General features: G+C 60.6%; 26 protein-coding genes. 16 read left to right on the forward strand and 10 right to left on the reverse strand.

The window, feature by feature from the left end; translation table 11 throughout:
• Positions 1–150: 150 nt before the first annotated feature.
• The 14 genes from E4O98_RS05030 to pdeM all read left to right on the forward strand — a co-directional run bounded on the left by E4O98_RS05030 (position 151) and on the right by pdeM (position 14,879).
• A complete protein-coding gene (locus tag E4O98_RS05030; RefSeq protein ID WP_032877349.1) occupies positions 151–648 on the forward strand; it encodes a DUF6231 family protein in 498 nt (165 codons plus the stop codon).
• 4 nt (positions 649–652) lie between these two features.
• A complete protein-coding gene (locus E4O98_RS05035) occupies positions 653–1,123 on the forward strand; it encodes a YchJ family protein (protein ID WP_032877350.1) in 471 nt (156 codons plus the stop codon).
• A 21-nt stretch (positions 1,124–1,144) separates the two neighbouring features.
• Positions 1,145–1,627, forward strand: coding sequence for an LEA type 2 family protein (locus E4O98_RS05040; protein ID WP_005785795.1), 483 nt, complete (start codon positions 1,145–1,147; stop codon positions 1,625–1,627).
• Positions 1,624–1,824: an SEC-C metal-binding domain-containing protein gene (locus tag E4O98_RS05045; RefSeq protein ID WP_003189235.1), complete on the forward strand. Its 201-nt coding sequence runs from the start codon at positions 1,624–1,626 to the stop codon at positions 1,822–1,824. The genes E4O98_RS05040 and E4O98_RS05045 overlap by 4 nt, the downstream gene beginning before the upstream one ends.
• Positions 1,825–1,986: 162 nt before the next feature.
• The gene (locus E4O98_RS05050) at positions 1,987–4,428 is read left to right on the forward strand and encodes a penicillin acylase family protein (RefSeq protein WP_248134348.1); all 2,442 of its coding nucleotides are present in this window, start codon (positions 1,987–1,989) and stop codon (positions 4,426–4,428) included.
• A gap of 200 nt (positions 4,429–4,628) precedes the next feature.
• Positions 4,629–5,633 carry a ligase-associated DNA damage response exonuclease gene (locus tag E4O98_RS05055; RefSeq protein WP_248134350.1) on the forward strand — a complete coding sequence of 335 codons (1,005 nt, stop codon included), beginning with the start codon at positions 4,629–4,631 and terminating at the stop codon, positions 5,631–5,633.
• Positions 5,630–7,264 (forward strand): ATP-dependent DNA ligase, encoded by a 1,635-nt coding sequence (locus tag E4O98_RS05060; protein WP_248134352.1) that lies wholly within the window; start codon positions 5,630–5,632, stop codon positions 7,262–7,264. Before E4O98_RS05055 ends, E4O98_RS05060 begins: the two co-directional genes overlap by 4 nt.
• Before the next feature lie 246 nt (positions 7,265–7,510).
• Positions 7,511–8,290 (forward strand): transporter substrate-binding domain-containing protein, encoded by a 780-nt coding sequence (locus E4O98_RS05065; RefSeq protein WP_005785784.1) that lies wholly within the window; start codon positions 7,511–7,513, stop codon positions 8,288–8,290.
• 56 nt (positions 8,291–8,346) lie between these two features.
• Positions 8,347–9,075, forward strand: a complete 729-nt coding sequence (locus tag E4O98_RS05070) for an ABC transporter permease (RefSeq protein WP_005785781.1) — start codon at positions 8,347–8,349, stop codon at positions 9,073–9,075.
• On the forward strand, positions 9,072–9,782 hold the full coding sequence (locus E4O98_RS05075; RefSeq protein WP_032877354.1) for an ABC transporter permease: 711 nt from the start codon (positions 9,072–9,074) through the stop codon (positions 9,780–9,782). The genes E4O98_RS05070 and E4O98_RS05075 overlap by 4 nt, the downstream gene beginning before the upstream one ends.
• 9 nt (positions 9,783–9,791) lie before the next feature.
• Positions 9,792–10,910, forward strand: a complete 1,119-nt coding sequence (locus E4O98_RS05080) for a succinylglutamate desuccinylase/aspartoacylase family protein (protein WP_032877355.1) — start codon at positions 9,792–9,794, stop codon at positions 10,908–10,910.
• 13 nt (positions 10,911–10,923) lie between these two features.
• Entirely contained in the window at positions 10,924–11,688 is a 765-nt protein-coding gene (locus tag E4O98_RS05085) for an ATP-binding cassette domain-containing protein (RefSeq protein WP_005785775.1), read from the forward strand.
• A 57-nt stretch (positions 11,689–11,745) separates the two neighbouring features.
• Positions 11,746–14,226, forward strand: a complete 2,481-nt coding sequence (locus tag E4O98_RS05090) for a ligase-associated DNA damage response DEXH box helicase (protein ID WP_248134354.1) — start codon at positions 11,746–11,748, stop codon at positions 14,224–14,226.
• The gene (gene pdeM / locus E4O98_RS05095) at positions 14,226–14,879 is read left to right on the forward strand and encodes a ligase-associated DNA damage response endonuclease PdeM (RefSeq protein WP_248134356.1); all 654 of its coding nucleotides are present in this window, start codon (positions 14,226–14,228) and stop codon (positions 14,877–14,879) included. Before E4O98_RS05090 ends, pdeM begins: the two co-directional genes overlap by 1 nt.
• Before the next feature lie 19 nt (positions 14,880–14,898).
• Here the strand turns inward: pdeM and E4O98_RS05100 are convergent, their stop codons facing one another.
• Together E4O98_RS05100 and dcd are read right to left on the reverse strand one after the other, a co-directional pair.
• The gene (locus tag E4O98_RS05100) at positions 14,899–15,096 is read right to left on the reverse strand and encodes a hypothetical protein (protein WP_005785769.1); all 198 of its coding nucleotides are present in this window, start codon (positions 15,094–15,096) and stop codon (positions 14,899–14,901) included.
• 108 nt (positions 15,097–15,204) lie between these two features.
• Positions 15,205–15,771 (reverse strand): dCTP deaminase, encoded by a 567-nt coding sequence (dcd, locus tag E4O98_RS05105; protein ID WP_003189215.1) that lies wholly within the window; start codon positions 15,769–15,771, stop codon positions 15,205–15,207.
• Between the two features lie 388 nt (positions 15,772–16,159).
• On the opposite strand from dcd, the gene E4O98_RS05110 reads away from it, so the two are divergent.
• Positions 16,160–16,369 (forward strand): cold-shock protein, encoded by a 210-nt coding sequence (locus tag E4O98_RS05110; protein WP_002554837.1) that lies wholly within the window; start codon positions 16,160–16,162, stop codon positions 16,367–16,369.
• A gap of 148 nt (positions 16,370–16,517) precedes the next feature.
• Here E4O98_RS05110 and rpoS read toward each other — a convergent pair whose 3' ends face one another.
• The 8 genes from rpoS to E4O98_RS05150 all read right to left on the reverse strand — a co-directional run bounded on the left by rpoS (position 16,518) and on the right by E4O98_RS05150 (position 23,641).
• Entirely contained in the window at positions 16,518–17,525 is a 1,008-nt protein-coding gene (rpoS, locus tag E4O98_RS05115; protein WP_032877359.1) for an RNA polymerase sigma factor RpoS, read from the reverse strand.
• A 106-nt stretch (positions 17,526–17,631) separates the two neighbouring features.
• Positions 17,632–18,468 (reverse strand): peptidoglycan DD-metalloendopeptidase family protein, encoded by an 837-nt coding sequence (locus E4O98_RS05120; protein ID WP_032877360.1) that lies wholly within the window; start codon positions 18,466–18,468, stop codon positions 17,632–17,634.
• A gap of 209 nt (positions 18,469–18,677) precedes the next feature.
• Entirely contained in the window at positions 18,678–19,313 is a 636-nt protein-coding gene (locus E4O98_RS05125; protein WP_010176736.1) for a protein-L-isoaspartate(D-aspartate) O-methyltransferase, read from the reverse strand.
• 41 nt (positions 19,314–19,354) lie between these two features.
• Positions 19,355–20,104 (reverse strand): 5'/3'-nucleotidase SurE, encoded by a 750-nt coding sequence (surE, locus tag E4O98_RS05130; RefSeq protein WP_005785760.1) that lies wholly within the window; start codon positions 20,102–20,104, stop codon positions 19,355–19,357.
• Entirely contained in the window at positions 20,092–21,150 is a 1,059-nt protein-coding gene (gene truD, locus E4O98_RS05135; RefSeq protein ID WP_032877362.1) for a tRNA pseudouridine(13) synthase TruD, read from the reverse strand. Before truD ends, surE begins: the two co-directional genes overlap by 13 nt.
• On the reverse strand, positions 21,147–21,620 hold the full coding sequence (ispF, locus tag E4O98_RS05140) for a 2-C-methyl-D-erythritol 2,4-cyclodiphosphate synthase (protein ID WP_032877363.1): 474 nt from the start codon (positions 21,618–21,620) through the stop codon (positions 21,147–21,149). Before ispF ends, truD begins: the two co-directional genes overlap by 4 nt.
• 54 nt (positions 21,621–21,674) lie before the next feature.
• The gene (gene fghA / locus E4O98_RS05145) at positions 21,675–22,520 is read right to left on the reverse strand and encodes an S-formylglutathione hydrolase (RefSeq protein WP_032877364.1); all 846 of its coding nucleotides are present in this window, start codon (positions 22,518–22,520) and stop codon (positions 21,675–21,677) included.
• A gap of 8 nt (positions 22,521–22,528) precedes the next feature.
• Complete coding sequence (locus tag E4O98_RS05150; protein WP_005785751.1) at positions 22,529–23,641, reverse strand: S-(hydroxymethyl)glutathione dehydrogenase/class III alcohol dehydrogenase; 1,113 nt, start codon at positions 23,639–23,641, stop codon at positions 22,529–22,531.
• Between the two features lie 109 nt (positions 23,642–23,750).
• On the opposite strand from E4O98_RS05150, the gene E4O98_RS05155 reads away from it, so the two are divergent.
• Positions 23,751–24,647: a LysR substrate-binding domain-containing protein gene (locus E4O98_RS05155; RefSeq protein WP_005785749.1), complete on the forward strand. Its 897-nt coding sequence runs from the start codon at positions 23,751–23,753 to the stop codon at positions 24,645–24,647.
• The last annotated feature ends 61 nt before the right edge of the window (positions 24,648–24,708 follow it).

The following is a 24,708-nucleotide window of genomic DNA, read 5'->3' on the forward strand; positions in this document are numbered from 1 at the left end:
GCACAGTAACGACTTCTACCGGCGATTTGCCAGTGAAGGATCAAAAAACTTCCGCAGGTACGGTACAAGCCGCCGTGGCCCTGACCGCAATGTCCTAGGCTCGCACGCCCAGCCGCGCTAGTCTCTACCGTCCTGATGTGAGGATCTGCAATGACCGCTGGAATTTCTTCCCGTACACCCCAGCAAGCCCTGGCTGCCCTGCTTGAATTGCACCAGCCCAAACGCCTGCTGTTATTGGGCGCCAGCCAGTTTCCGGCGCTGGAGGCGTTTAAAACCGCGCACCCGGATGTGAACGTCTGTGTCGCCGCACCTGGGCCACTGCCTGCCGAACTGGCAGCGCAGCGTTTTGATTTGGCGCTGGTAGTCGATTGCCTTGAACACTTGCCCAAGCCTCAAGGTCTGACGCTTCTGGGCGGCATTCGAAACCTCAATGCCAGCCGGATCGCGGTGCTGGTCGACCTGCGCGCCTGCGAATGGAAGGACACCGACTTCTTTTCCCTGGCCCTGCAAGCCGGCGAGCGATTCCAGCGCGATGAGCAAGTTCTGACGCTGTTTACCTATGATCTGCTTGACTATAAACAAGTGCCCGACTGGCTCAACGCACGCTTCTGGGCCAACCCGGAGAATTTTGGAAAGTATTGGTGGTAACCCGATGAGTACATCCATTTGCCCGTGCGGCAGCGGCAATCTGCTGGATGCCTGCTGCGGCCATTATCACGCCGGCCACCCGGCGCCCTGTGCCAGTGCGTTGATGCGCTCGCGCTACAGCGCCTATGTGATGGGCCTGGTCGATTACCTGGTGGCCACCACCCTGCCCGCGCAACAGGCCGGTCTGGACCGCGACGCCATCGCCGCCTGGAGTGCGCAGAGCACCTGGCTGGGCCTTGAGGTGGAAAGCTCCGAGGTCTTCGGCGGCCAGCCGGAACACGCATTCGTCACCTTTACTGCGCGCTGGCATGACAGCACCGGCGAACATAGCCACCGCGAGCAGTCTTCTTTCGTACAGAATGAGGGGCGCTGGTACTTCATAGACCCGACGGTGGAACTGAAGGCCGGGCGTAATGACCCGTGCCTGTGCGGCAGTGGGCAGAAGTTCAAGAAGTGCTGTTCCAGCTACCTTTAATTCACTCACAGGGATAACGCCATGCTTCGGATTTATAGCTTGATGCTGGCGTTAACCCTGGGCCTGACCGGCTGCGCCTCGTGGTTCGAAGATGACTCGCCGCCACCTCACGTATCGCTGGTGAAGGTCGAAGTCGTGCGCGCCAAGCTGCTGGAGCAGAAATTCAAACTCTACTTTCGCGTGGACAACCGCGACGATGCCGACCTGACCGTGCGCGGCCTGATCTACAAGGTCACCCTTGGCGATCTGGTGTTGACCGAAGGCGAATCCAATGAATGGCTGACCGTGCCGCCGCGCGGTCATAAAGTCTTCCGGGTCTCGGTACGTACCAACCTCTGGCCACGCGTACGCGATGTGGTGCAGATGCTGAAAAATCCCGAGCGCCCCGTGCCCTATCGCCTGGAGGGCGAGCTGAAAACCGGATTATTCATCGGTAATGACGTGCAGGTGGCTCACAATGGCGAGATAATCCCCGGCGATTTTATTCCGGAGCAACATCGATGACTCAGCAACCCCATGTCCATGGTCCTGACTGCAACCACGATCACGATCACCATGATCACGACCACGGCCATGTCCACGGGCCGAACTGCGGCCACGCTCACCAGGAACCGGTGCGCAACGCCTTGAAGGATGTTGGCCGCAACGATCCTTGCCCGTGCGGCAGCGAGAAGAAATTCAAGAAGTGCCATGGCGCATAAGCCGCACTGATGATCAAAATGTGGGAGGGGGCTTTCTCCCTCCTACATTGATTTGCACATAGCTTGAGCACTCACGCAATTACACAACTCCCGCTTGCGTCGTTTCGCCGCGCTCACTAACGTAGCGCCTTTACTGACGCTACCCCCCGCAGGAGCTTTGCCATGGCCTCGCCAGCCCTCTTACACTTTCTTCCCCGGTTCGGCGTTGCCGCGGCAGTGGCCAGTGCCTTGGGCCTGGCGGGTTGCCAGCTCCAGAACACCCAGGACACCCTGCCACCCGTGGCGGGCGTACAGCCAATCAAGGGCCTGGCACAGAATGTCTCGATACGCCGCAATGCCCAAGGCATGCCGCTGATCGAAAGCAACACCTTCCACGACGCGCTGTTCAGCCTTGGTTATGTGCACGCCAGCGACCGCATTACCCAGATGGTCACCTTGCGCCTGCTGGCACAGGGCCGCCTGGCGGAAATGTCCGGGCCGCAAGTGCTGGATGTCGACCGTTTCATGCGTGCGGTCAACCTCAAGAAAAGCGCGGGCGAGCTGTACAACGCCTCGTCGCCGCGCCTCAAGCGCTTCTTTGAAGTGTATGCCCGGGGCGTCAATGCCTACCTGTTCCGCTATCGCGACAAGCTGCCGGCGGACCTGGCCCAAAGCGGTTACACACCCGAATACTGGAAGCCGGAAGACTCGGCGCTGCTGTTCTGCCTGCTCAATTTCAGCGAGTCGAGCAACCTGCATGAAGAGATTTCGTCCTTGGTGCTGGCGCAAAAGGTCGGCGTCGACAAACTCGCCTGGCTCATCCCAAGCGCGCCGGACGAAGCCGTGCCGCTGGCCGAGGCCGACAAGCTCAAGGGCGTGAACCTGGGGCAGATCAGCGGCCTCGCCGCCCTGGACACGGTAAGCCAGCAGTTGAGCGGCCTCAACACGCTCGGGGTCACCACCTCAAGCAACTGGGCCATCGCCCCGCAACGCAGCCGCAGCGGCAAAAGCCTCCTGGCCAACGATATCGCCGCCACGCCACAAGCCCCGTCGCCATGGAGCTACGTGCAGATTCGCGCGCCTAAATATCAGGCCGTGGGTGCTTCGATCGCTGGCCTGCCGACCCTGCTATCCGGTTTCAACGGCAAGGTGGCGTGGAGCATGAGCGCGGTCAAGGGCGACACCCAGGACCTGTTCCTGGAGAAGGTCAAGCGCCAGGGCAACGCGTTGTACTACGAGAACAACGGCAAATGGCTGCCGGCTGGCGTGCGCAACGAAACCTTCTTTATCAAGGGCCAGCGCTCGATTCGCGAAACGGTGTACGAAACCCGTCACGGCGCGCTGCTCAATAGTAGCCAGGCCCTCACCAGCGGTCTTGGCCTGGCCCTGCAGACTGCCGACTTCAAGGAAGACAAGAGCCTGGACGCGTTCTTCGACCTGTCCCGTGCGCAAAACGCCGGCAAGGCCTCGGACGCCACTCGCGAGATTCGCGCCATCGCGTTGAACATGATCTTTGCCGACGCCAGCAATATCGGCTGGCAAGTCACCGGTCGCTTCCCCAACCGCCGCGAGGGCGAGGGCCTGTTGCCATCGCCGGGTTGGGACACGCGCTTTGACTGGGACGGTTATGCCGATGCGATGCTGCACCCCTACGACCAGGACCCGGCCCAGGGCTGGATCGGCACGGCCAACCAGCGCACCGCACCGCGTGGCTACGGGATGCAGTTGTCCAACTCCTGGGACGCACCGGAGCGCAGCGAACGTCTGGCGCAATTGGCCGGTGCCGGCAAGCATGACAGCCGCAGCCTGATTGCCATGCAATACGACCAGACCACGACCTTCGCCGCCAAGCTCAAGAGCATGTTCCAGGCCCCGGGCATGGCCCAGCCGCTCAAACAGGCAATCGACGCCCTGCCGCCAGCGGAGCGCGCCAAGGCTCGCGAAGCACTGGAGCGCCTGATGGCATTCGATGGTCGCCTTGCGCCAACCTCGGCTGACGCGGCGATCTACGAGCTGTTCCTGCAGGAAAGCGCCAGGCAGATTTTCCTCGACAAACTCGGCCCGCAAGGCAGCGCCAGCTGGAAAGCCTTTGTCAGCAACGCCAGCCTGTCCTACTCAGCCATCGCCGACCACCTGCTGGGCCGCGAAGACAGCCCGTTCTGGGATGACACGCGGACCGCGCAAAAAGAAGACAAACCGGCGATCCTGGCCCGCACGCTTGCCGCCGCTATCACTGCCGGTGACAGCCAACTGGGTGCCGATCACAAAGCCTGGCAGTGGGGCAAGCTGCACAGCACCACCTGGAAAAACACCAGTGGCCAGGTGATTCGCGGTCCCTTCGCCAGTGGTGGCGACCACAACACCTTGAACCCGGCGCCGTATAACTGGGGTGAGGATTTCAACACCGCCCAGGTATCGGCGCTGCGCATGATCATCGACTTCGGCCTGGCCGAACCCATGCTGGGCCAGGGCGGTATCGGCCAGTCCGGCAACCCGGCCAGTCCGAACTATGCCAACGGCATCGACCCGGCGCTCAAGGCGCAATACCTGAGCTTCCCGATGCAGCCGCAGAACTTTGAAAAGGTGTACGGCAAGGCCAGGTTGACCCTGACGCCCGGCAAGTAACCCGGTTTCCCAGCAGAAACCGAATCCAAATGTGGGAGGGGGCTTGCTCCCGATAGCGGTGTGACAGTCAACACATTCATTGACTGAACTACTGCTATCGGGAGCAAGCCCCCTCCCACATTTGGATCCCATGCATTCAGATAGAACTTCTACACCCAGCCCCGCCTCATAACTAACAAGCCCATCTCCCCGGTCACCCCATGGACCTCGTCATCGCCCGCCCCGAAGGCCTCTATTGCCCTGCGGGTGATTTCTATATCGACCCCTGGCGCCCAGTGGAACGTGCGGTCATCACCCACGCCCACGGCGACCACGCCCGCACCGGCAACCAACACTACCTGGCCGCCGCCCCCGGCGAAGATATCCTGCGCTGGCGCCTGGGCCAGGACATCAACCTGCAAACCCTGGCCTATGGCGAGCAGTTGGTGCATCACGGTGTTACCTTGAGTTTCCATCCGGCCGGGCACGTGCTCGGTTCGGCTCAGGTGCGCCTGGAATATCAGGGTGAAGTCTGGGTCGCGTCCGGCGACTATAAGGTCGAACCCGATGGCACCTGCGCGCCTTTCGAGCCGGTGCGTTGCCACACCTTTATCACCGAATCCACTTTTGGCCTGCCGATCTACCGATGGCAGCCCCAAGCGCAGATCTTTGCCGGGATCAATGACTGGTGGCAGGCCAATATCGCCACGGGCAAGGCCAGCGTGCTGTTCTGCTATTCCTTCGGCAAGGCCCAGCGCATTCTGCATGGCCTCGACGCCAGCATCGGTCCGATCCTCAGCCATGGCGCCGTCGAGCCGTTGAACCGGGTCTACCGCGAGGCCGGCATCTACATTCCCGAAACCCTGTATGCCGGGGATTTCAAGAAGACCGACCCGTTGCTGCGCCAAGCTTTGATCATCGCCCCGCCCTCCGCCGGCGGCAGCACCTGGATGCGCCGTTTTGGCGACTACAGCGACGCCTTCGCCAGCGGCTGGATGCGCCTGCGCGGTACACGGCGCCGGCGTGGGGTGGATCGCGGCTTTGTACTGTCAGACCATGCCGATTGGCCCGGGCTGTTGTGGGCCATCGAACAAACCGGCGCCGAACGGGTGATGGTTACCCACGGTTCGGTCGGCGTGCTGGTACGCCACCTGCGAGAAAAGGGCCTGGACGCCCAGGGCTTCAGCACCGAATACGGTGATGACGAAGAAGAGGCCACGGCATGAAAGCCTTCGCCGAGCTGTACGCCAACCTCGACGCCACCACCTCCAGCAATGCCAAGCTCGCAGCCCTGCAAGCCTACTTCCTGCAAGCGCCGCCGGAAGATGCGGCATGGGCGGTGTACTTCCTCTCCGGCGGGCGACTACGGCAACTGGTGCCCACACGCTTGCTCAGGGATATGGCGACTGAGGCGGCGAGCATCGAGCCGTGGCTGTTCGAAGAGAGCTACCAGTCCGTAGGCGACCTGGCCGAAACCATCTCCCTGCTGCTCCCCGAATCGACCTACAGCTCTGAAGACGGGCTTGCCGTGTGGCTGGAAGAAAAACTGCTGCCGCTGCGCGGTCTATCGCCCATGGACCTTGCCGCGCGCCTGCCGGCGCTATGGGCGCAACTGGATCAACCGAGCCTGATGGTATGCATCAAGTTGATCACCGGCAGCTTTCGCGTCGGCGTCTCCAAGCTGCTGGTTACCCGCGCCCTTGCCGCCATGGCCAATCTGGATAGCAAGCGCGTGGCGCAGCGGTTGGTGGGCTATACCGACCTGTCCAACCGTCCTACAGCCGAGGGTTATCTCAAGCTGATCGCTGCCGAATCATCCGACGAACATGCACAACGTGGCGGGCAGCCGTATCCGTTTTTTCTCGCCCACGGGCTGGCGCAACCCGTCGAGCAATTCGACAGCCTGCTCGGCCCCCCCGCCGACTGGCAGGTGGAATGGAAGTTCGATGGCATCCGTGCGCAGTTGGTCAAGCGCGAGGGGCGCCTGTGGATCTGGTCACGAGGCGAAGAGTTGGTGACCGAGCGTTTCCCCGAGCTTCACAGCCTGGTCAGTGGCCTGCCCGACGGCACGGTGATCGATGGCGAAATCGTGGTGTGGAAAGACGCGGTGCAACCCTTTGCGCTGCTGCAACAGCGGATCGGTCGCAAAACCCTGAGTAAAAAGGTGCTTGAGGATGCGCCCGTCGCCGTGCTCGCTTACGACCTGCTGGAGTATCAGGGCGACGACTGGCGCAACCACATCCAGGCCGAGCGCCGCACGCAATTGGAACAGGTGATCGCTGTGTGCAACCAACCGGTGCTGTTGCCTTCGCCGCTGATCGAGGGGCCAACCTGGGCAGCGCTGGCGACCCAACGCGAAGCCTCTCGCAGCCTTGGTGTTGAAGGCATGATGCTCAAGGATCGCAAGGGCCTGTACGGTGTGGGCCGCACCAAGGACATGGGCCTGTGGTTCAAATGGAAGGTCGACCCCTTCAGCGTCGACGCCGTGTTGATCTACGCCCAGCGCGGCCATGGCCGGCGCGCCAGCCTGTACAGCGACTACACCTTCGCGGTATGGGACGGCCCGCCGGGCAGCGAGCGCACGTTGGTGCCGTTCGCCAAGGCCTATTCCGGGCTGACCGACGAGGAAATGCGCAAGGTCGATGCGATTGTGCGCAAAACCACCGTGGAGAAGTTCGGCCCGGTCAGCAGCGTGACGCCAAGCATGGTGTTTGAATTGGGGTTTGAGGGTATCGCCCTGTCCAAGCGGCATAAGAGCGGGATTGCGGTGCGGTTTCCGCGCATGTTGCGCTGGCGTCAGGACAAGACGGTGGAAGAGGCTGACAACCTCGCCACACTGCAAGACCTACTGACTTGACATAAATCCCTGTGGGAGGGGCTTGCTCCCTCCCACATTGGGATCCCCACAGACCTGCAATGGTGCACTCACTTTCAGATGCCCATTTTCGGGCATCTCCTACACTCAGCCTTGCCTTATCCCACCTTTTAAAAAGCCCGTCCGGAACTATGGTGCAGAAATTGCTACTTGTGCTGCGTCTGACACCGTTCAGTAACAGTCCTAAACGCGCCACAAGCGCTTATCTTGGTTTCCAGGGAATACATAATGAAAAAAGCATTGCTGACCCTTTCTGCACTGGCTCTGTGCATGGCCGCTGGTGTCGCTACCGCCAAGGAATACAAGGAATTGCGTTTTGGTGTCGACCCGTCCTACGCACCGTTCGAATCCAAAGCCGCCGACGGCAGCCTGGTGGGCTTCGATATCGACCTGGGCAATGCGATCTGCGCGGAGCTGAAGGTCAAGTGCAAGTGGGTTGAAAGTGACTTCGACGGCATGATCCCAGGCCTCAAGGCCAACAAGTTCGATGGCGTGATTTCGTCCATGACCGTAACGCCGGTGCGCGAAAAGGCAATCGACTTCTCCACCGAGCTGTTCTCCGGCCCCACGTCGCTGGTGTTCAAGAAAGGGGCTGGCTACTCGACACCTGAGTCCCTCAAGGGCAAGTCTGTGGGCTACGAGCAAGGCACCATCCAGGAAGCCTACGCCAAGGCCGTGCTGGACAAAGCCGGGGTAACCACCAAGGCCTACGCCAACCAGGATCAGGTGTATGCCGACCTGACCTCCGGCCGCCTCGACGCGTCGGTGCAGGACATGCTGCAAGCCGAACTGGGCTTTCTCAAGTCGCCGGCTGGCGCCGGTTATGAAGTCAGCGCCGCCATCGACGACCCGTTGCTGCCGTCGAAAACCGCTGTCGGTATCAAAAAAGGTAACACTGAACTGAAGGCGCTTTTGGATAAAGGTATCAAAGCGTTACACGATGATGGCACCTACGCCACCATCCAGAAGAAACACTTTGGCGATTTGAACCTGTACAGCGGCAAATAATGCCTGGAGCGCCCCTCCCCGCAGGGGCGCTTTTCTATCGCCATAGGTCCTGATTTATGTTCGAAGAACTGTTGCAAACCCTCGGGTTGAGCGCGCTCAGCTTGAAGGGTTTCGGCCCGCTGTTGCTGCAAGGCACCTGGATGACCATCAAGTTGTCGGTGCTGTCCCTGGCCGTCAGCGTACTGCTGGGCCTGCTCGGCGCCAGCGCCAAACTGTCCAGCCTGCCGTTCCTGCGCATTCCCGCCCAGCTCTACACCACGCTGATTCGCGGGGTGCCCGACCTGGTGCTGATGCTGCTGATTTTCTACAGCCTGCAAACCTGGCTCAGCAGCTTTACCGACTTCATGGAATGGGAATACATCGAGATCGACCCGTTCAGCGCCGGGGTGATCACCCTGGGCTTTATCTACGGCGCCTATTTCACCGAAACGTTTCGCGGCGCTATCCTCGCCGTGCCCCGCGGCCAACTGGAAGCCGCCACTGCTTACGGGCTCAAGCGCGGGCAGCGGTTTCGCTACGTGACCTTCCCGCAGATGATGCGCTTCGCCCTGCCGGGCATAGGCAATAACTGGATGGTGATGCTCAAGGCCACCGCGCTGGTATCCATCATCGGCCTGGCAGACCTGGTGAAAGCCGCCCAGGATGCGGGCAAAAGTACCTATCAACTGTTCTACTTCCTGGTACTCGCCGCGCTGATCTACCTGTTGATCACCAGCGCCTCCAACTTTGTCTTGCGCCGTCTGGAACGTCGCTACTCCGCCGGCGCCCGGGAGGCAGTGCGATGATCGAGCTATTGCAGGAATACTGGCGCCCCTTCCTTTATAGCGACGGCCAGCACATCACCGGCCTTGCCATGACGATGTGGTTGCTGACGGCTGCACTGGTCATCGGCTTTCTGGTGTCGATCCCGCTGTCCATCGCCCGCGTCTCGCGCAAGCGCCTGGTACGTTGGCCGGTGCAGTTCTACACCTACCTGTTTCGCGGTACGCCGCTCTATATCCAGTTGCTGATCTGCTACACCGGTATCTACAGCATTGCCGCCGTACGCGAACAACCGCTGCTGGATGCGTTTTTTCGCGACGCGATGAACTGCACCATCCTGGCCTTCGCGCTCAACACTTGCGCCTACACCACGGAGATTTTCGCCGGGGCGATCCGCAGCATGGCGCATGGCGAAGTCGAGGCAGCCAAGGCTTACGGCCTCAGCGGCTGGAAGTTGTACGCCTACGTGATCATGCCGTCAGCGCTGCGCCGTGCGTTGCCCTACTACAGCAACGAAGTGATCCTGATGCTGCACTCGACCACGGTGGCGTTTACCGCAACGATCCCGGACATCCTCAAAGTGGCACGGGACGCCAACTCCGCCACCTTCATGACCTTTCAATCATTTGGCATCGCCGCGTTGATCTACCTGGCGGTGACCTTTGCCCTGGTCGGCCTGTTCCGCCTGGCGGAGCGCCGCTGGCTGGCCTTTCTCGGGCCGAGCCACTAAGGAGCCTTCATGCGCCATCAGCGACATGACCTGATCGCGCCGGTGCCCGGCACGGCGCGGCAGATCCACAGTTTTCACTTCGGCCCGCAGCAGGCCGCAGGCAAGGTCTACATCCAGTCGTCGCTGCACGCCGATGAATTGCCGGGCATGTTGGTGGCCTGGCATTTGAAAGTACGCCTGGCCGAGTTGGCCGCGGCCGGGCGCTTGCGTAGCGAAATCGTGCTGGTGCCGGTCGCCAACCCGGTGGGCCTCGAACAAGTGTTGATGGACATCCCCTTGGGCCGCTATGAACTGGAAAGCGGGCAGAACTTCAATCGCCTGTTCGTCGACCTTGGCGAAGAGGTCGGCAACCAGGTCGAAGAGCTGCTGGGCGATGATCCCCAGCACAATGCCCGCTTGATCCGCAGCGCATTGTCCAGCGCCCTGGCCGCGCACACCGCCCAGACCCAACTGCAATCCCAACGCCTGGTACTGCAACGCCTGGCCTGTGATGCCGACATGGTGCTCGACCTGCATTGCGACTTCGAAGCCGTGGCGCACCTGTACACCACACCTGAAGCCTGGCCACAGGTAGAGCCATTGGCGCGGTACCTCGGCTCCGAGGCCAACCTGCTGGCCACCGACTCCGGCGGACAGTCCTTTGATGAGTGTTTCACCCTGGTGTGGTGGCAGTTGCAGCAACGTTTCGGCGAGCGCTTCCCGATTCCCATGGGCAGTTTTTCGGTGACCGTCGAACTGCGCGGCCAGGGCGATGTAAACCATGGTCTTGCCGCGCTGGACTGCCAGGCCATCATCGATTACCTGATCCACTTCGGCGCCATTACCGGCGATGTGACGCCCCTGCCCGCCCTGGCTTACCCGGCCACGCCATTGGCGGGTGTGGAGCCCGTCACCAGCCCGGTCGGCGGCTTGCTGGTGTTCAGTGCCTTGCCGGGTCAATACCTGGAGGCCGGGCAACTGCTCGCCGAAATCATCGATCCCATTACCGACCGCGTAACGCCGGTGCGCTGCGAGCACGCCGGCCTGCTGTACGCCCGTTCGCTGCGACGCATGGCCACTGCCGGGATGGTCATCGGCCATATCGCCGGCACGCAGGCCTACCGCAGCGGCTATCTACTTTCGCCTTGAGGATGCACGCCCCATGTACAAACTGACCGTTGAAGGCCTGCATAAAAGCTATGGCGACAATGAAGTGCTCAAAGGTGTTTCGCTCAAGGCCAGGACCGGTGACGTGATCAGCCTGATCGGCGCCAGCGGCTCCGGCAAGAGCACGTTCCTGCGCTGTATCAACTTCCTGGAAACCCCCAACGATGGCGCCATGACCCTGGACGGCCAGGCGATCCGCATGGTCAGCGACCGCCACGGTATGCGCGTGGCCGACGACGCCGAGCTGCAACGCTTGCGCACACGGCTGGCGATGGTGTTCCAGCACTTCAACCTGTGGAGCCATATGAGCGTGCTGGAAAACATCACCATGGCCCCGCGCCGCGTGCTGGGGTGCAGCAAGAAAGACGCCGAAGACCGCGCCCGCCGCTATCTGGACAAGGTCGGGCTGCCGGCACGTGTAGCCGATCAGTACCCGGCGTTCCTGTCTGGCGGCCAGCAACAGCGGGTAGCCATCGCCCGCGCCCTGGCGATGGAGCCTGAGGTGATGCTGTTCGATGAACCCACCTCGGCCCTCGACCCGGAACTGGTGGGTGAAGTGTTGAAGGTGATCCAGGGCCTGGCCGAGGAAGGCCGCACCATGATCATGGTGACTCACGAGATGAGCTTTGCGCGCAAGGTCTCAAGCCAGGTGCTGTTCCTGCACAAGGGCCTGGTGGAAGAGCAAGGCACCCCCGAGGATGTGCTGGGCAATCCGAAAAGCGAGCGCCTGCAGCAGTTTCTAAGTGGCAATTTGAAGTAAACCTTTGTGACGCCTGGAGGGTCTCTGCAATAGAGCCTCCAGAGCGTCCGCTGCCGCATGGCAAAAAACCCCGATTTCGCCAAACAATGGTTTGCCGCCAAAGGTTGGAAACCGTTCGCCTTTCAGAAACATGTATGGGCAGCGGTCAAGGCTGGCCAGTCAGGGCTGCTGCATGCCAGTACCGGTGCAGGTAAAACCTATGCCTTGTGGTTCGCCGCCCTCAACCATTTCGCCATCACCCGCCCGCCCGCTACCGGCAAGCGCAAGCCACCCGCTGAACCATTGACGGTGCTGTGGATCACGCCGATGCGTGCCTTGGCTGCCGATTCCGCACGTGCCCTGCAGGCACCCTTGGACGCCCTGCAAATTCCCTGGAGCGTGGGCCTGCGTACCGGCGACACCAGCAGCAGCGAGCGCGCACGCCAGACCCGCCGCCAACCCACCGCTCTGGTCACCACCCCGGAAAGCCTGACGCTGATGCTCGCACGGGCCGACAGTGAGACGAGCCTGGCGCACCTGCGCATGGTGATCGTGGATGAATGGCACGAGCTGATCGGCAATAAGCGCGGCGTGCAGTTGCAACTGGCGCTGGCGCGCTTGCGGCGCTGGCATCCTGAGTTGATGGTGTGGGGCATTTCCGCGACGCTGGGTAATCAGGCCCACGCTTTGGAGGTTCTGGTCCCACAGGGCGGTGGGATCAATGTACAGGGGCAGACGGCCAAGGCACTGCAGGTCGACACCTTGCTGCCGCCCGTCACCGAGCGCTTTCCCTGGGCCGGGCATATCGGCTTGAAGATGTTGCCGCGAGTGGTCGCAGAGGTAGAGGCCAGCAGCAGTTGCCTGGTCTTTACCAACACCCGGGCGCAATCGGAGATCTGGTATCAGGCGATTCTCGATGCCCGCCCGGACTGGGCCGGATTGATTGCCCTGCACCACGGCTCGTTATCGCGGGAGACCCGGGATTGGGTGGAGCGAGCATTGAAAGATGGGCAGCTCAAGGCGGTGGTGTGCACCTCCAGCCTCGACTTGGGTGTGGACTTCCTGCCGGTGGAGCGAGTGTTGCAGATCGGCTCCGCGAAAGGTGTGGCGCGGCTGATGCAACGCGCCGGGCGCTCCGGCCATGCACCGGGTCGGCCGTCACGGGTGACGCTGGTGCCGACCCATAGCCTGGAGCTGGTGGAGGCGGCTGCCGCCCAGGATGCAATTGCGCAGCGGCGCATCGAAGCGCGGGAATCGCCACACAAGCCGCTGGATGTGCTCGTGCAACACTTGGTCAGCATGGCCCTGGGGGGTGGGTTTACCCCGGATGCGCTGCTGGCGGAAGTGCGCGGCGCCTGGGCCTATCGCGATCTCACCGAAGCGGATTGGGCCTGGGCCCTGGGGTTTGTACGCCATGGTGGCCTGTCACTTACCGCCTATCCGGATTACCGCCGTGTTGAGCCCGATGAGCATGGCATCTGGCGTGTCCCGGATGCCCGCCTGGCACGCCGTCACCGCATGAGCGTCGGTACCATCGTCAGTGATGCCAGTATCCAGTTGAAATTCTGGAGCAAGGGTGGCGGCGGCAAGAACCTGGGCAGTGTCGAAGAGGGCTTTATTGCGCGGCTCAAGCCGGGGGATGGGTTTCTGTTCGCCGGGCGTTTGCTGGAATTGGTGCGAGTGGAAAACATGACCGCCTACGTGCGCCGCAGCAGCGCGAAAAAAGCCGCGGTGCCACGCTGGAATGGCGGGCGTATGCCGCTTTCCAATGAACTGGCCCAGGCGGTGGTCGAACGTTTTGATGCGGCGGCGCATGGGCACTTCGACGGCCCGGAGATGCAGGCGGTACAACCGTTGTTGCACACCCAACTGCGCTGGTCTGGCCTGCCGACGCGCGACAACCTGCTCGCCGAAACCCTGCAATCACGAGAAGGCTGGCACCTGTTTCTGTACCCCTTCGCCGGCCGTCAGGTACACCTGGGCTTGGCGAGCTTATTGGCGTGGCGGGTCAGTCAGCAGCAGCCGGTGACCTTCTCCATAGCCGTGAATGATTATGGCCTGGAACTGTTGAGCGCCACGCCAGTGAACTGGTCGTTGTTGTTGAATACGGCGTTGCTGAGCCCACAGCGCTTGCTGGAGGATGTGGCCGCCAGCCTTAACGCAGGAGAACTGGCCCTGCGCCGCTTTCGCGAAATCGCGCGGATCGCCGGGCTGGTGTTCGCCGGGTATCCCGGTGCGCCGAAAAGCACGCGGCAGGTGCAGGCTTCCAGCGGATTATTCTTTGAAGTGTTCAAGCAATATGACCCGCAGAACCTGCTGCTGGCCCAGGCAGGGGAAGAAGTCTTGCGCGATGAGTTGGATATTCGTCGGCTGGAAGAGACATTAAGTCATCTATCGGCACTGAAACTGGACGTGCATACGATTCAGCGGCCCACGCCCCTGGCCTTCCCGCTGTTGGTGGAACGAATGCGCGAAAGCATGAGTTCGGAGAAGTTGTCGGAGCGCATCGCCCGGATGGTCAAGGACCTGGAAAAAGTCGCCGACAAAGGAAAAGCTTGATGCATTGTGCACTGACGCTTGCAGGCGAAGAACTGTGGTTATTGGCGGACAAGGCCGTGTACTGGCCCGCTCGCCAGTGCCTGCTTATTGCCGATGCGCACTTTGGCAAAGCATCGGCCTATCGCAGCCTGGGACAACCTGTGCCCCAGGGCACCACCACGACGAATCTGGAACGCCTGGACAGGCTGTTGTCGGCACTGTCGTGCGCGCAGTTGATCTTTCTCGGTGACTTCCTGCATGGCCCAGGTTCTCACGCCAGCGGCACCCTCAGCGCGATCCGGGCCTGGCGTGCACGCAATGGCGAACTGGCCTTGACCTTGATTCGCGGCAATCACGATAAACGGGCAGGCGACCCGCCTGCTGACCTGAGGATCGAGGTGGTGCCAGAGCCACTGCTGATGGGCCCTTTCGCCCTGCAACATGAGCCTGACGCCCATGCCAGCCACCACGTATTGGCGGGGCATGTGCATCCGGTGTACCACTTGCGCGGCAAGGGCCGCGAGCGCTTGCGCTTGCCGTGCTTCCAGATCGGCGAACGGGTCAGCCTGCTGCCGGCGTTTGGCGCCTTTACCGGGGGCTATGCCGTGCAGCAGGGTGATGAGCACCGAATCTTTGTCATCGGCGAACACAAGGTTTGGCCCATCAGTAAGTGACTGATTGGCCGTCCAGGTATCAGGCGACAGGCGCGGGTGGTGGCTCGTCTGGCAGGGTCGGCTCACCGGGCTCGGTAGGCTGGGGGTAATCGGGCTCGGGCTGGCCTGGAATGCCGCCCGCATGGGCAGGGTTAGCCATCAGGGACCAGGCCAGAACACCAATCTGGTTGGGTTCAAGCCGGGCGAGTTCTGCGCTGATTCGCGGGTCGATCTTCATAAGGTACTCCTCAAGCGTGGCCCGACGCGTTTTGCACGCGCCGAGGCAGTACACCTGAATAGAGTCACTTTGTGCAGACTAATTCCCTTTAACCGTAGGAGCTTTCGATCAAGCGCGTGGGAGAGTGACGCCACGTTGGCCCTGGTACTTGCCGGCGCGGTCTTTGTAGGACACTTCACAAGCCTCGTCGGACTGCAGGAACAGCATCTGTGCCACGCCCTCATTGGCATAGATCTTTGCCGGCAAGGTGGTGGTGTTGGAGAACTCCAGGGTCACATGACCTTCCCACTCCGGCTCAAGCGGGGTGACGTTGACGATAATGCCGCAACGAGCGTAAGTGCTTTTACCCAGGCAGATGGTCAATACGTCGCGGGGAATGCGGAAGAATTCCACGGTACGCGCCAGGGCGAAGGAGTTGGGCGGGATGATGCACACGTCGCTCTTGACGTCGACGAAGCTTTTTTCATCGAAGTTCTTCGGATCGACAATCGCCGAATTGATGTTGGTGAACACCTTGAATTCATCGGCGCAACGCACGTCATAGCCATAGCTGGAGACCCCGTACGAAATCACCCGCTCATCACCTTCGCCACGAATCTGGCGCTCGACGAACGGCTCGATCATGCCGTGTTCCTGCGCCATGCGGCGAATCCACTTGTCCGATTTGATGCTCATGGCGGTGTCCTGAATAGCGAGGTGGAAAAAATCTGTGGGCCATCTTACCGGGGCCAGCCTTGGGGTTCAAAGGCCGCAAGGGTTTTCTTGATCAAAGCCCTGCCCGCTATAAGCCTCAGCCAACGCGGCCGGGGCCGGTATTGCCGTCAGGGATGGCTGTAAATACCACCGCCAGTCACGAAAATAGAGAAACCTTCGGAAATACCATTGGCACGTTCCGGAAAAAGGGTTAAGGTGGCGCCACTGTGCTGCTTGTGTCACTGAGAATCTCTACACGATATGTTGAATTTCGATCCAACCATCTCCAAGAATTTTTCCTGCTCTTTGCACTCAGTCTCGGCCAGGGCTTTTCCTGAGTCGCAGTTAACTTTGTCCAAGGAGTTACACCATGTCTAATCGCCAAACTGGTACCGTTAAGTGGTTCAACGATGAAAAAGGCTTCGGCTTCATCACTCCACAATCCGGTGACGACCTGTTCGTTCACTTCAAAGCTATCCAATCCGACGGCTTCAAAAGCCTGAAAGAAGGCCAACAGGTTTCTTTCATCGCTACCCGCGGTCAGAAAGGCATGCAAGCTGAAGAAGTTCAAGTTATCTAACTTGTACTGACTCAGTCGAAAAACCCCGCCCTTAAAAGCGGGGTTTTTTTATGCCTGGATTTTGAGAGAGGCCTGAACAAAAGCCGGGCATAAAAAATGTGGGAGGGGGCGTACCCCCTCCCACATCCAAGCTTTCAAGCTGCGTCGCTTACTGGAACAACGACTCACTCGACAAGCCATTCTTCTCAAGGATCTCACGCAAGCGCTTGAGGCCCTCCACCTGGATCTGCCGCACCCGCTCACGGGTCAGGCCAATCTCCAGGCCTACATCTTCCAGGGTGCTGCTCTCGTGACCACGCAGGCCGAAGCGGCGAATCACCACCTCACGCTGCTTGTCCGTAAGCTCTGACAGCCACTGGTCAATACTTTGGGAAAGATCATCGTCCTGCAACAGCTCGCAGGGATCGGTCGGGCGATCATCCGTCAGGGTGTCCAGCAGGGTTTTATCCGAATCCGGCCCCAGCGAGACATCGACCGACGATACACGCTCGTTAAGGCCCAGCATGCGCTTGACCTCCCCTACCGGTTTTTCCAGCAGGTTGGCGATCTCTTCAGGCGAAGGTTCATGATCGAGTTTTTGCGTCAGCTCACGCGCCGCCCGCAGGTAGACGTTGAGCTCCTTGACCACATGGATCGGCAGCCGGATCGTGCGGGTCTGATTCATGATCGCCCGTTCGATGGTCTGGCGAATCCACCAGGTGGCATACGTCGAGAAGCGGAAGCCCCGCTCGGGGTCGAACTTCTCCACCGCCCGAATCAAGCCCAGGTTGCCCTCTTCGATCAAGTCCAGCAGCGACAGCCCACGATTGACGTAGCGTCGGGCGATTTTCACCACCAGGCGCAGGTTGCTTTCAATCATGCGTTTGCGCCCAGCCGGATCGCCCTTCTGCGACAAGCGCGCAAAATGGACTTCTTCTTCGGGAGTGAGCAGAGGGGAAAAGCCGATTTCATTGAGGTACAACTGAGTCGCATCGAGCGCCCGAGTGTAGTCAATGTACTTGTGTTGCTTTAACGCGGAGGCGTTCCTGGATTTGGTACGAACTGAAGGTGGTGCCGCTCCTTCATTATCTGACATCGGATCCGTATCGATGCCGGCCTCCATAAGGAGAACCTCATCGTCGATGTCAAACTCCGGCGCTTCTTTACTGAGAGCCATTGTTATAGTCCTTTGGTGAGTTCGACCTCAAGCTCAAGCGACGCCTTTATCCTTGGCAACGCTGGAGCCTGTTCCTTCTACGTGAGGGAACAGGCTGTGCAACACATCAACGACGGGGCAGGAATTGCAGCGGATCTACAGGCTTCCCTTGGCGGCGAATCTCAAAGTGCAGTTTCACCCGGTCTGTGCCCGTTGAACCCATTTCGGCAATTGTCTGTCCGACTTTGACCTGCTGCCCCTCCCGAACCAACAGCCTGCGGTTATGACCGTAGGCACTGACGTAGGTATCGCTGTGTTTGATGATGACCAGCTCGCCGTAGCCCCGTAGACCACTCCCGGCGTACACCACTGTCCCATCAGACGCAGCTAAAACAGGCTGTCCCAAATCCCCGGCGATATCAATGCCTTTATTCAAACTACCGTTTGAAGAGAATTTTCCAATCAGTACGCCATTTGAAGGCCATCCCCAGCCGGTCGGCGCCGGCCCTGCAGGTGGCAACGGCGCGGGTGCGGGCTTGCTTGCAACGCTAGGCGAAGCACTGCCTGCAGGCCGGGTGATGACGGTGGTTTTGCTCGAAGACGATGGCGAAGATCCCGACTTTGTCACAACTGCCGTAGCCGCCGAACCTGTGCGGCCATCGAAACGAATGGTCTGCCCTGGATGAATGGTGTAGGGCACGGGAATGTTGTTACGAGCGGCCAGCGCCTTGTAGTCCCAGCCATAACGGAAGGCAATGGAGAACAGTGTGTCGCCTTTGCGCACCACATACTGGCCCGTGGTCACCGTGGGCCGCTGCGGTGCTGCGTTGGTGCGGTCAACGACACGCGCACCGCCCGATGGCGTGCTCGAGCAGGCGGCCAATAAGGAACTCAAGACAAGGCCAAGCACCAGTCGCTGAAAGCTTGTTTTACTCATTCGCTGCGCAGGACCTGTGAGACTCACCCGCCGCTCCCTTTGTGGTGGCTGAACGTTAACGCCTGGATCAGGCTTGAAATATGACGCAAGTATAACTGGGCATTGGCTTTTTACTGGCACCCGACTGAAACGAAAAATTCATCTTGTTCAATTGCGGCTGCCAAGCCTGTTGATTCAATAGACCCCGGCGTAAGACACATCCTCGCCAGCAGAATTCACTGCCAGGGAATAAATGCTCAGGCCAAGGGGCCATTCAACAGCGGCACGAAGCGCACGGCGCCCAGCACGTGCCGGGAAAAGCCTTCTTCCTCGCGGATAATAAGCATCAACTGTTGCACTTCGCCGGAGCCCACCGGGATGACCAGCCGCCCGCCCGGCGCCAACTGATCCAACAGAGCTTGAGGCACATCGGTGGCCACGGCGGTGACAATAATGCCGTTGTACGGCGCCAGCGCCGGCCAGCCTTCCCAGCCATCGCCCCAGCGAAACACCACGTTGCGCAGGTTCAGTTCTACCAGGCGCTCCTTGGCACGGTCCTGCAGCACCTTGATGCGCTCTACCGAAAACACTCGCTCTACCAACTGTGACAGCACAGCTGTCTGGTAACCGGAGCCGGTGCCGATCTCCAGCACCTTGTCCAGGGGCCCGGCCGCCAGCAACAGCTCGCTCATGCGCGCAACCATGTAGGGCTGGGAGATGGTCTGGTTGTGGCCGATAGGCAACGCCGTGTCTTCATAGGCGCGGTGCGCCAGGGCCTCATCGACAAACAGGTGCCGCGGCGTACGCCGAATCACTTCCAGCACCTGGGCGTTGGACAAGCCTTCTTCGTACAGACGCTGGATCAACCGCTCCCGGGTGCGCTGGGAAGTCATCCCGATGCCACGGCGCAACAAGTCGTCTTGTTCACGAGCCATCAACGCAGTCCCTCCAGCCAGCCATCGAGGCCACTGAAGGCATCACTGAAGGTGCGATCCAATTGCAACGGGGTAATTGACACATAGCCTTGCATCACCGCATGAAAATCCGTGCCTTCCCCGCCATCCTCGGCATCACCGGCCGCGGCGATCCAATAGCCTTCCTTGCCGCGCGGGTCGACCACCTTCAGGGGCGCCGCCGCGCGCGCGCGATGGCCCAGGCGCGTCAGCTGGATACCGCGGATACGGTCGAGGGGCAGATTGGGAATATTCACGTTGAGTACCGTACGCGGCGGCAGGTCCAGAGACTCATGGGCCTGCACCAGCTTGCGCGCGAAATACGCCGCGGTCGCCAGGTTATCCAGTTGCCGCGAAGCAAAGGAAAAGGCGAACGCGGTGCGCCCCAGGAAGCGCCCTTCAAGGGCCGCCGCCACGGTGCCGGAATACAGCACGTCATCACCCAGGTTGGCGCCCAGGTTGATTCCCGACACCACCAGGTCCGGCTCATGCTCCAGCAAACTGTTGATTGCCAGGTGCACGCAGTCGGTGGGGGTGCCGTTTACGCTGATAAAGCCATTGGCCAGAACCTGCGGGTGCAGCGGACGGTCGAGCGTCAGCGAACTGCTGGCGCCGCTCTTGTCCTGGTCGGGGGCAACCACCACGCACTCGGCGTAATCCTGCAGCGCAGCATAGAGCGCGGCAAGACCGGGTGCGGTGGCACCGTCATCGTTTGATATCAGAATACGCATGGGCTGTCCGTCTGCCCCACCGGCACCAGATCAACAAGCTCGCGCACCAAGACAGTGGCGAAGCATCCGGCCGGCAGGACGAATTCCAATTGCAGAATGTCAGGCCCGGGATAATGCCACGTCAACCCGCCAATGGGCAGTCGCAGAATGCGACGTTCCTGGCTCATTCCTGCATTCACCAGCCAATCACGTAGGTCGGATTCGCTGGCAGCGACAGATTGTTCCAGATCATGCGTAAGACCTTTCGCCGGCGAGTCGCCTTCGCCCCATTGTGGGCCAGTCGGGTGCAAGTCCAGGATCGCCAGGCGCGGGTCGCTGCATTCAGCCTCCCCGGCAGGGAAAAAGCTGCGACTGTCGGTAAAGGCCAGCAGGTCACCCACCTGGGCGCGCTGCCAGGAACCGTCGGCGACACGCGCTGCCAGCACTTTGTTGAACAAGTAGCTACGAGCGGTGGACAGCAACCGCGAACGCACGTTGCGTTGCTCCGGCAGGGCCTTGCGAGCAGCCCATTCACGGGCATCCACCACGTTGCCACCGTTGTGGCCAAAGCGCTGGGCGCCGAAATAATTGGGAATGCCATGCCGGGCAATCAACTGCAAACGCGCGTCGATGGCGGCGGTATCGCCGGCCAGTTGGGTCAGACGCAAGGTAAAGCCGTTGGCCGAATGCGCACCACGTTGCAACTTGCGCTTGTGGCGGGTGGTTTTCAGGATCTTGAGGGTGTCGTTTTCCGCACCGCTCAGGTCCGGGTCGGCCTTGCCGGGCAACTGTACGCTGAACCATTGGCGGGTCAGGGCCTGACGGTCCTTGAGCCCGGCATAGCTGACGGTGCGCAGCGGCACACCGGCGGCCTTGGCGATACGCCGTGCGGCCTCTTCAGTATTCAAGCCGCGCTTTTCCACCCACAGCCACAGGTGCTCACCGTCACCAGTCAACGGGATGTCCAGCACCTCATCAACCTGGAAGTCTTCTGCCGTCGCCTTCAGCACCGCGCTGCCCAAGGCCTCGCCGTAGGCCCGCGGGCCCAGCAGTTGCAAATCGTTCATGCGCGCAGCAACAAGGCAACGGAGTGCACGGCGATGCCCTCTTCACGACCGGTAAATCCGAGCTTTTCGGTGGTGGTGGCTTTCACGTTGACTTGATCCAATTCAATTTGCAGGTCTGCGGCAATCAGCGCACGCATCGCTTCGATATGGGGGGCCATCTTGGGCGCCTGGGCCACGATGGTGTTGTCGACGTTGCCGACCTTCCAGCCCTTGGCATGGATCAACCCGACCACATGGCGCAGCAACACACGACTGTCCGCACCTTTGAAGGTCGGATCGGTGTCCGGAAAGTGCTTGCCGATATCGCCCAATGCCGCCGCGCCGAGCAAGGCATCGCTCAAGGCATGCAAGACAACGTCGCCGTCGGAATGAGCCAGCAACCCATGGTGGTGTGCGATGCGCACGCCGCCCAAGGTGATGAAATCGCCCTCAGCGAAACGGTGCACATCGTAGCCGTGGCCAATACGCATAAAAAAACGCCCCGATTTAATTCAGGGCGTGATTCTACCTACTTTTGCCTCACATTAACCGAGCAAAGCACGACCATGATGGCGCAAATGGTCTTCGATGAAGCTGGCGATGAAAAAGTAGCTGTGGTCGTAGCCAGGTTGCAGGCGCAGTTCCAACGGATGGTTGGCCGCCTTGGCCGCTTGCTGCAGGGCCTCGGGCTTGAGCTGAACCGCAAGGAAATCGTCACGATCGCCCTGGTCCACCAGTAGCGGCAGTTTTTCCGAGGCTTCGCTGATCAGCACGCAGGCATCCCATTCACGCCACTTGGAACGCTCTTCGCCCAGGTAACGGGAAAAAGCTTTCTGGCCCCAGGGGCAGTCCATCGGATTGTTGATTGGCGAAAACGCCGACACCGATTGGTAGCGTCCCGGGTTACGCAGCGCGCATACCAATGCGCCATGTCCGCCCATGGAGTGACCGCTGATGCCGCGTTTAGCCGACGCCGGGAAATGCGCCTCCACCAAGGCCGGCAACTCCTGCACTACGTAGTCATGCATCCGATAGTGCTGGGCCCAGGGCTCCTGCGTGGCGTTCAGATAGAAACCAGCGCCGAGGCCGAAGTCCCAGGCGTTGTCCGGATCGTCCGGCACACCGGGGCCGCGGGGGCTGGTGTCCGGTGCGACGATAATCAAACCCAGCTCGGCGGCCATGCGCTGGGCGCCAGCCTTCTGCATGAAGTTCTCATCGGTGCAGGTCAAGCCGGACAGCCAGTACAGTACCGGCAACTTACCGCCCTGCTCTGCTTGCGGCGGCAGATAGACGGCGAAGGTCATGTCGCAACCGAGCACATCGGAATGATGCTTGTAGCGTTTATGCCAGCCGCCGAAGCTCTTCTGGCATGACAGGTTTTCCAGACTCATGGCCGACCTCAGAAGTGAATGACGGTACGAATGCTCTTGCCTTCATGCATCAGGTCAAACGCTTTGTTGATATCTTCAAGGCCCATGGTGTGGGTGATGAAGGTGTCCAGCGGGATCTCACCGGTCTGGGCCATTTCCACGTAGCTTGGCAGCTCTGTGCGCCCACGCACGCCACCGAATGCCGAACCGCGCCAGACGCGCCCGGTGACCAGTTGGAACGGACGCGTAGCGATTTCCTGGCCGGCACCGGCCACGCCGATGATCACCGACTCGCCCCAGCCTTTATGGCAGCACTCAAGCGCCGCACGCATCAGTTGCACATTGCCGATGCACTCGAAGGAAAAGTCCACGCCGCCGTCGGTCAAATCGACAATCACGTCCTGGATTGGGCGGTCGTAATCTTTCGGGTTAATGCAGTCGGTAGCCCCCAGTTGCTTGGCGATTTCGAACTTGGCCGGGTTGATGTCGATGGCAATGATGCGACCGGCCTTGGCCTTGACCGCGCCGATCACGGCCGACAGGCCGATACCGCCCAGCCCGAAGATAGCCACGGTGTCGCCCGGTTTGACCTTGGCGGTGTTGAGCACCGCGCCGATGCCTGTGGTGACGCCGCAACCAAGCAGGCAGACTTTTTCCAGCGGAGCTTCCTTAGGAATCTTGGCCACGGAGATTTCCGGCAACACGGTGTACTCGGAGAACGTCGACGTGCCCATGTAGTGGAAAATCGGCTGGCCCTTGTAGGAAAAGCGCGTAGTGCCATCCGGCATCAGGCCTTTGCCTTGGGTAGAACGGATGGCCTGGCACAGGTTGGTCTTGCCCGACAGGCAGAATTTGCACTTGCCACATTCCGGGGTGTACAGCGGGATCACATGATCGCCGACAGCGACTGAAGTTACGCCCTCGCCGATGGCTTCGACCACTGCGCCGCCTTCGTGACCCAGGATCGACGGAAAAATGCCTTCCGGGTCCGCACCCGACAACGTATAGGCATCGGTGTGGCACACGCCGGAGGCAACCACCCGCAACAGCACCTCGCCAGCCTTGGGCATGGCGACGTCCACTTCCACGATCTCAAGGGGCTTCTTGGCTTCGAAGGCTACGGCGGCGCGGGACTTGATCATCCGGGTTTCTCCAGGGGGTTAAAAATTGATTGCAGCAGTGTAAAACATGGCTGCCTGATTAATAATCCAGGCGAAAGCAAAACTTTATTGCTGTACAGGGATAATGACCATGCTGGAAAACCGCTGGGAAGGCATCGATGAATTCGTCGCAGTGGCCGAGTGCAGCCAATTCACGGCGGCGGCAGAGCGCCTGGGAGTATCGTCGTCCCATATAAGCCGCCAGGTGGCACGCCTGGAGGAGCGGTTGCAAACGCGCCTGTTGTATCGCAGTACACGCAAGGTGACGCTGACCGAAGCGGGTCAGACGTTTCTGCAACATTGCCAGCGTTTGCAGGATGGTCGCGAAGAAGCCCTGCGGGCAGTAGGCGACCTCACCAGCGAACCCAAGGGCATGTTGCGCATGACCTGCGCAGTCGCCTATGGCGAGCGCTTTATCGTGCCACTGGTGACCCGGTTCATGGCGCTCTATCCGCAACTGCGGGTGGATATCGAACTGAGCAACCGTCAATTGGATCTGGTGCACGAGGGCCTGGATTTGGCCATCCGCCTGGGTCGCCTGCAAGACTCGCGCATGGTCGCCAGCCGCCTGGCACCGCGGCGCATGTACCTGTGCGCCTCCCCTTCCTACCTGGAACGCTATGGTCGGCCACATAGCTTGTCGGAACTGAGTCGGCATAACTGCCTGATCGGCAGCTCGGATATCTGGCAACTGGCCCAGGACGGGCGGGAATTTTCCCAAAGGGTTCAGGGAAACTGGCGCTGTAACAGTGGGCAGGCGGTGCTGGATGCGGCGCTGCAAGGTGTAGGGCTGTGTCAGCTGCCGGATTATTACGTGCTGGAGCATTTGCACAGTGGTGCGCTGGTGTCGTTGCTGGAGGCGCATCAGCCACCGAATACGGCGGTGTGGGCGCTGTACCCGCAGCAGCGGCATTTGTCGCCGAAGGTCAGGAAGCTGGTGGACTTTCTCAAAGAAGGCTTGGGTGACAATTCGGTCTATCGAACATAAACAGCTACCGTTCGTGCATTGCCTGGACACCGGTTAATAACCGCTTTCATTAGAAAACCAG

Source organism: Pseudomonas sp. W2Jun17, from assembly GCF_023127795.1.
Classification (GTDB): Bacteria; Pseudomonadota; Gammaproteobacteria; order Pseudomonadales; family Pseudomonadaceae; genus Aquipseudomonas; species Aquipseudomonas synxantha_A.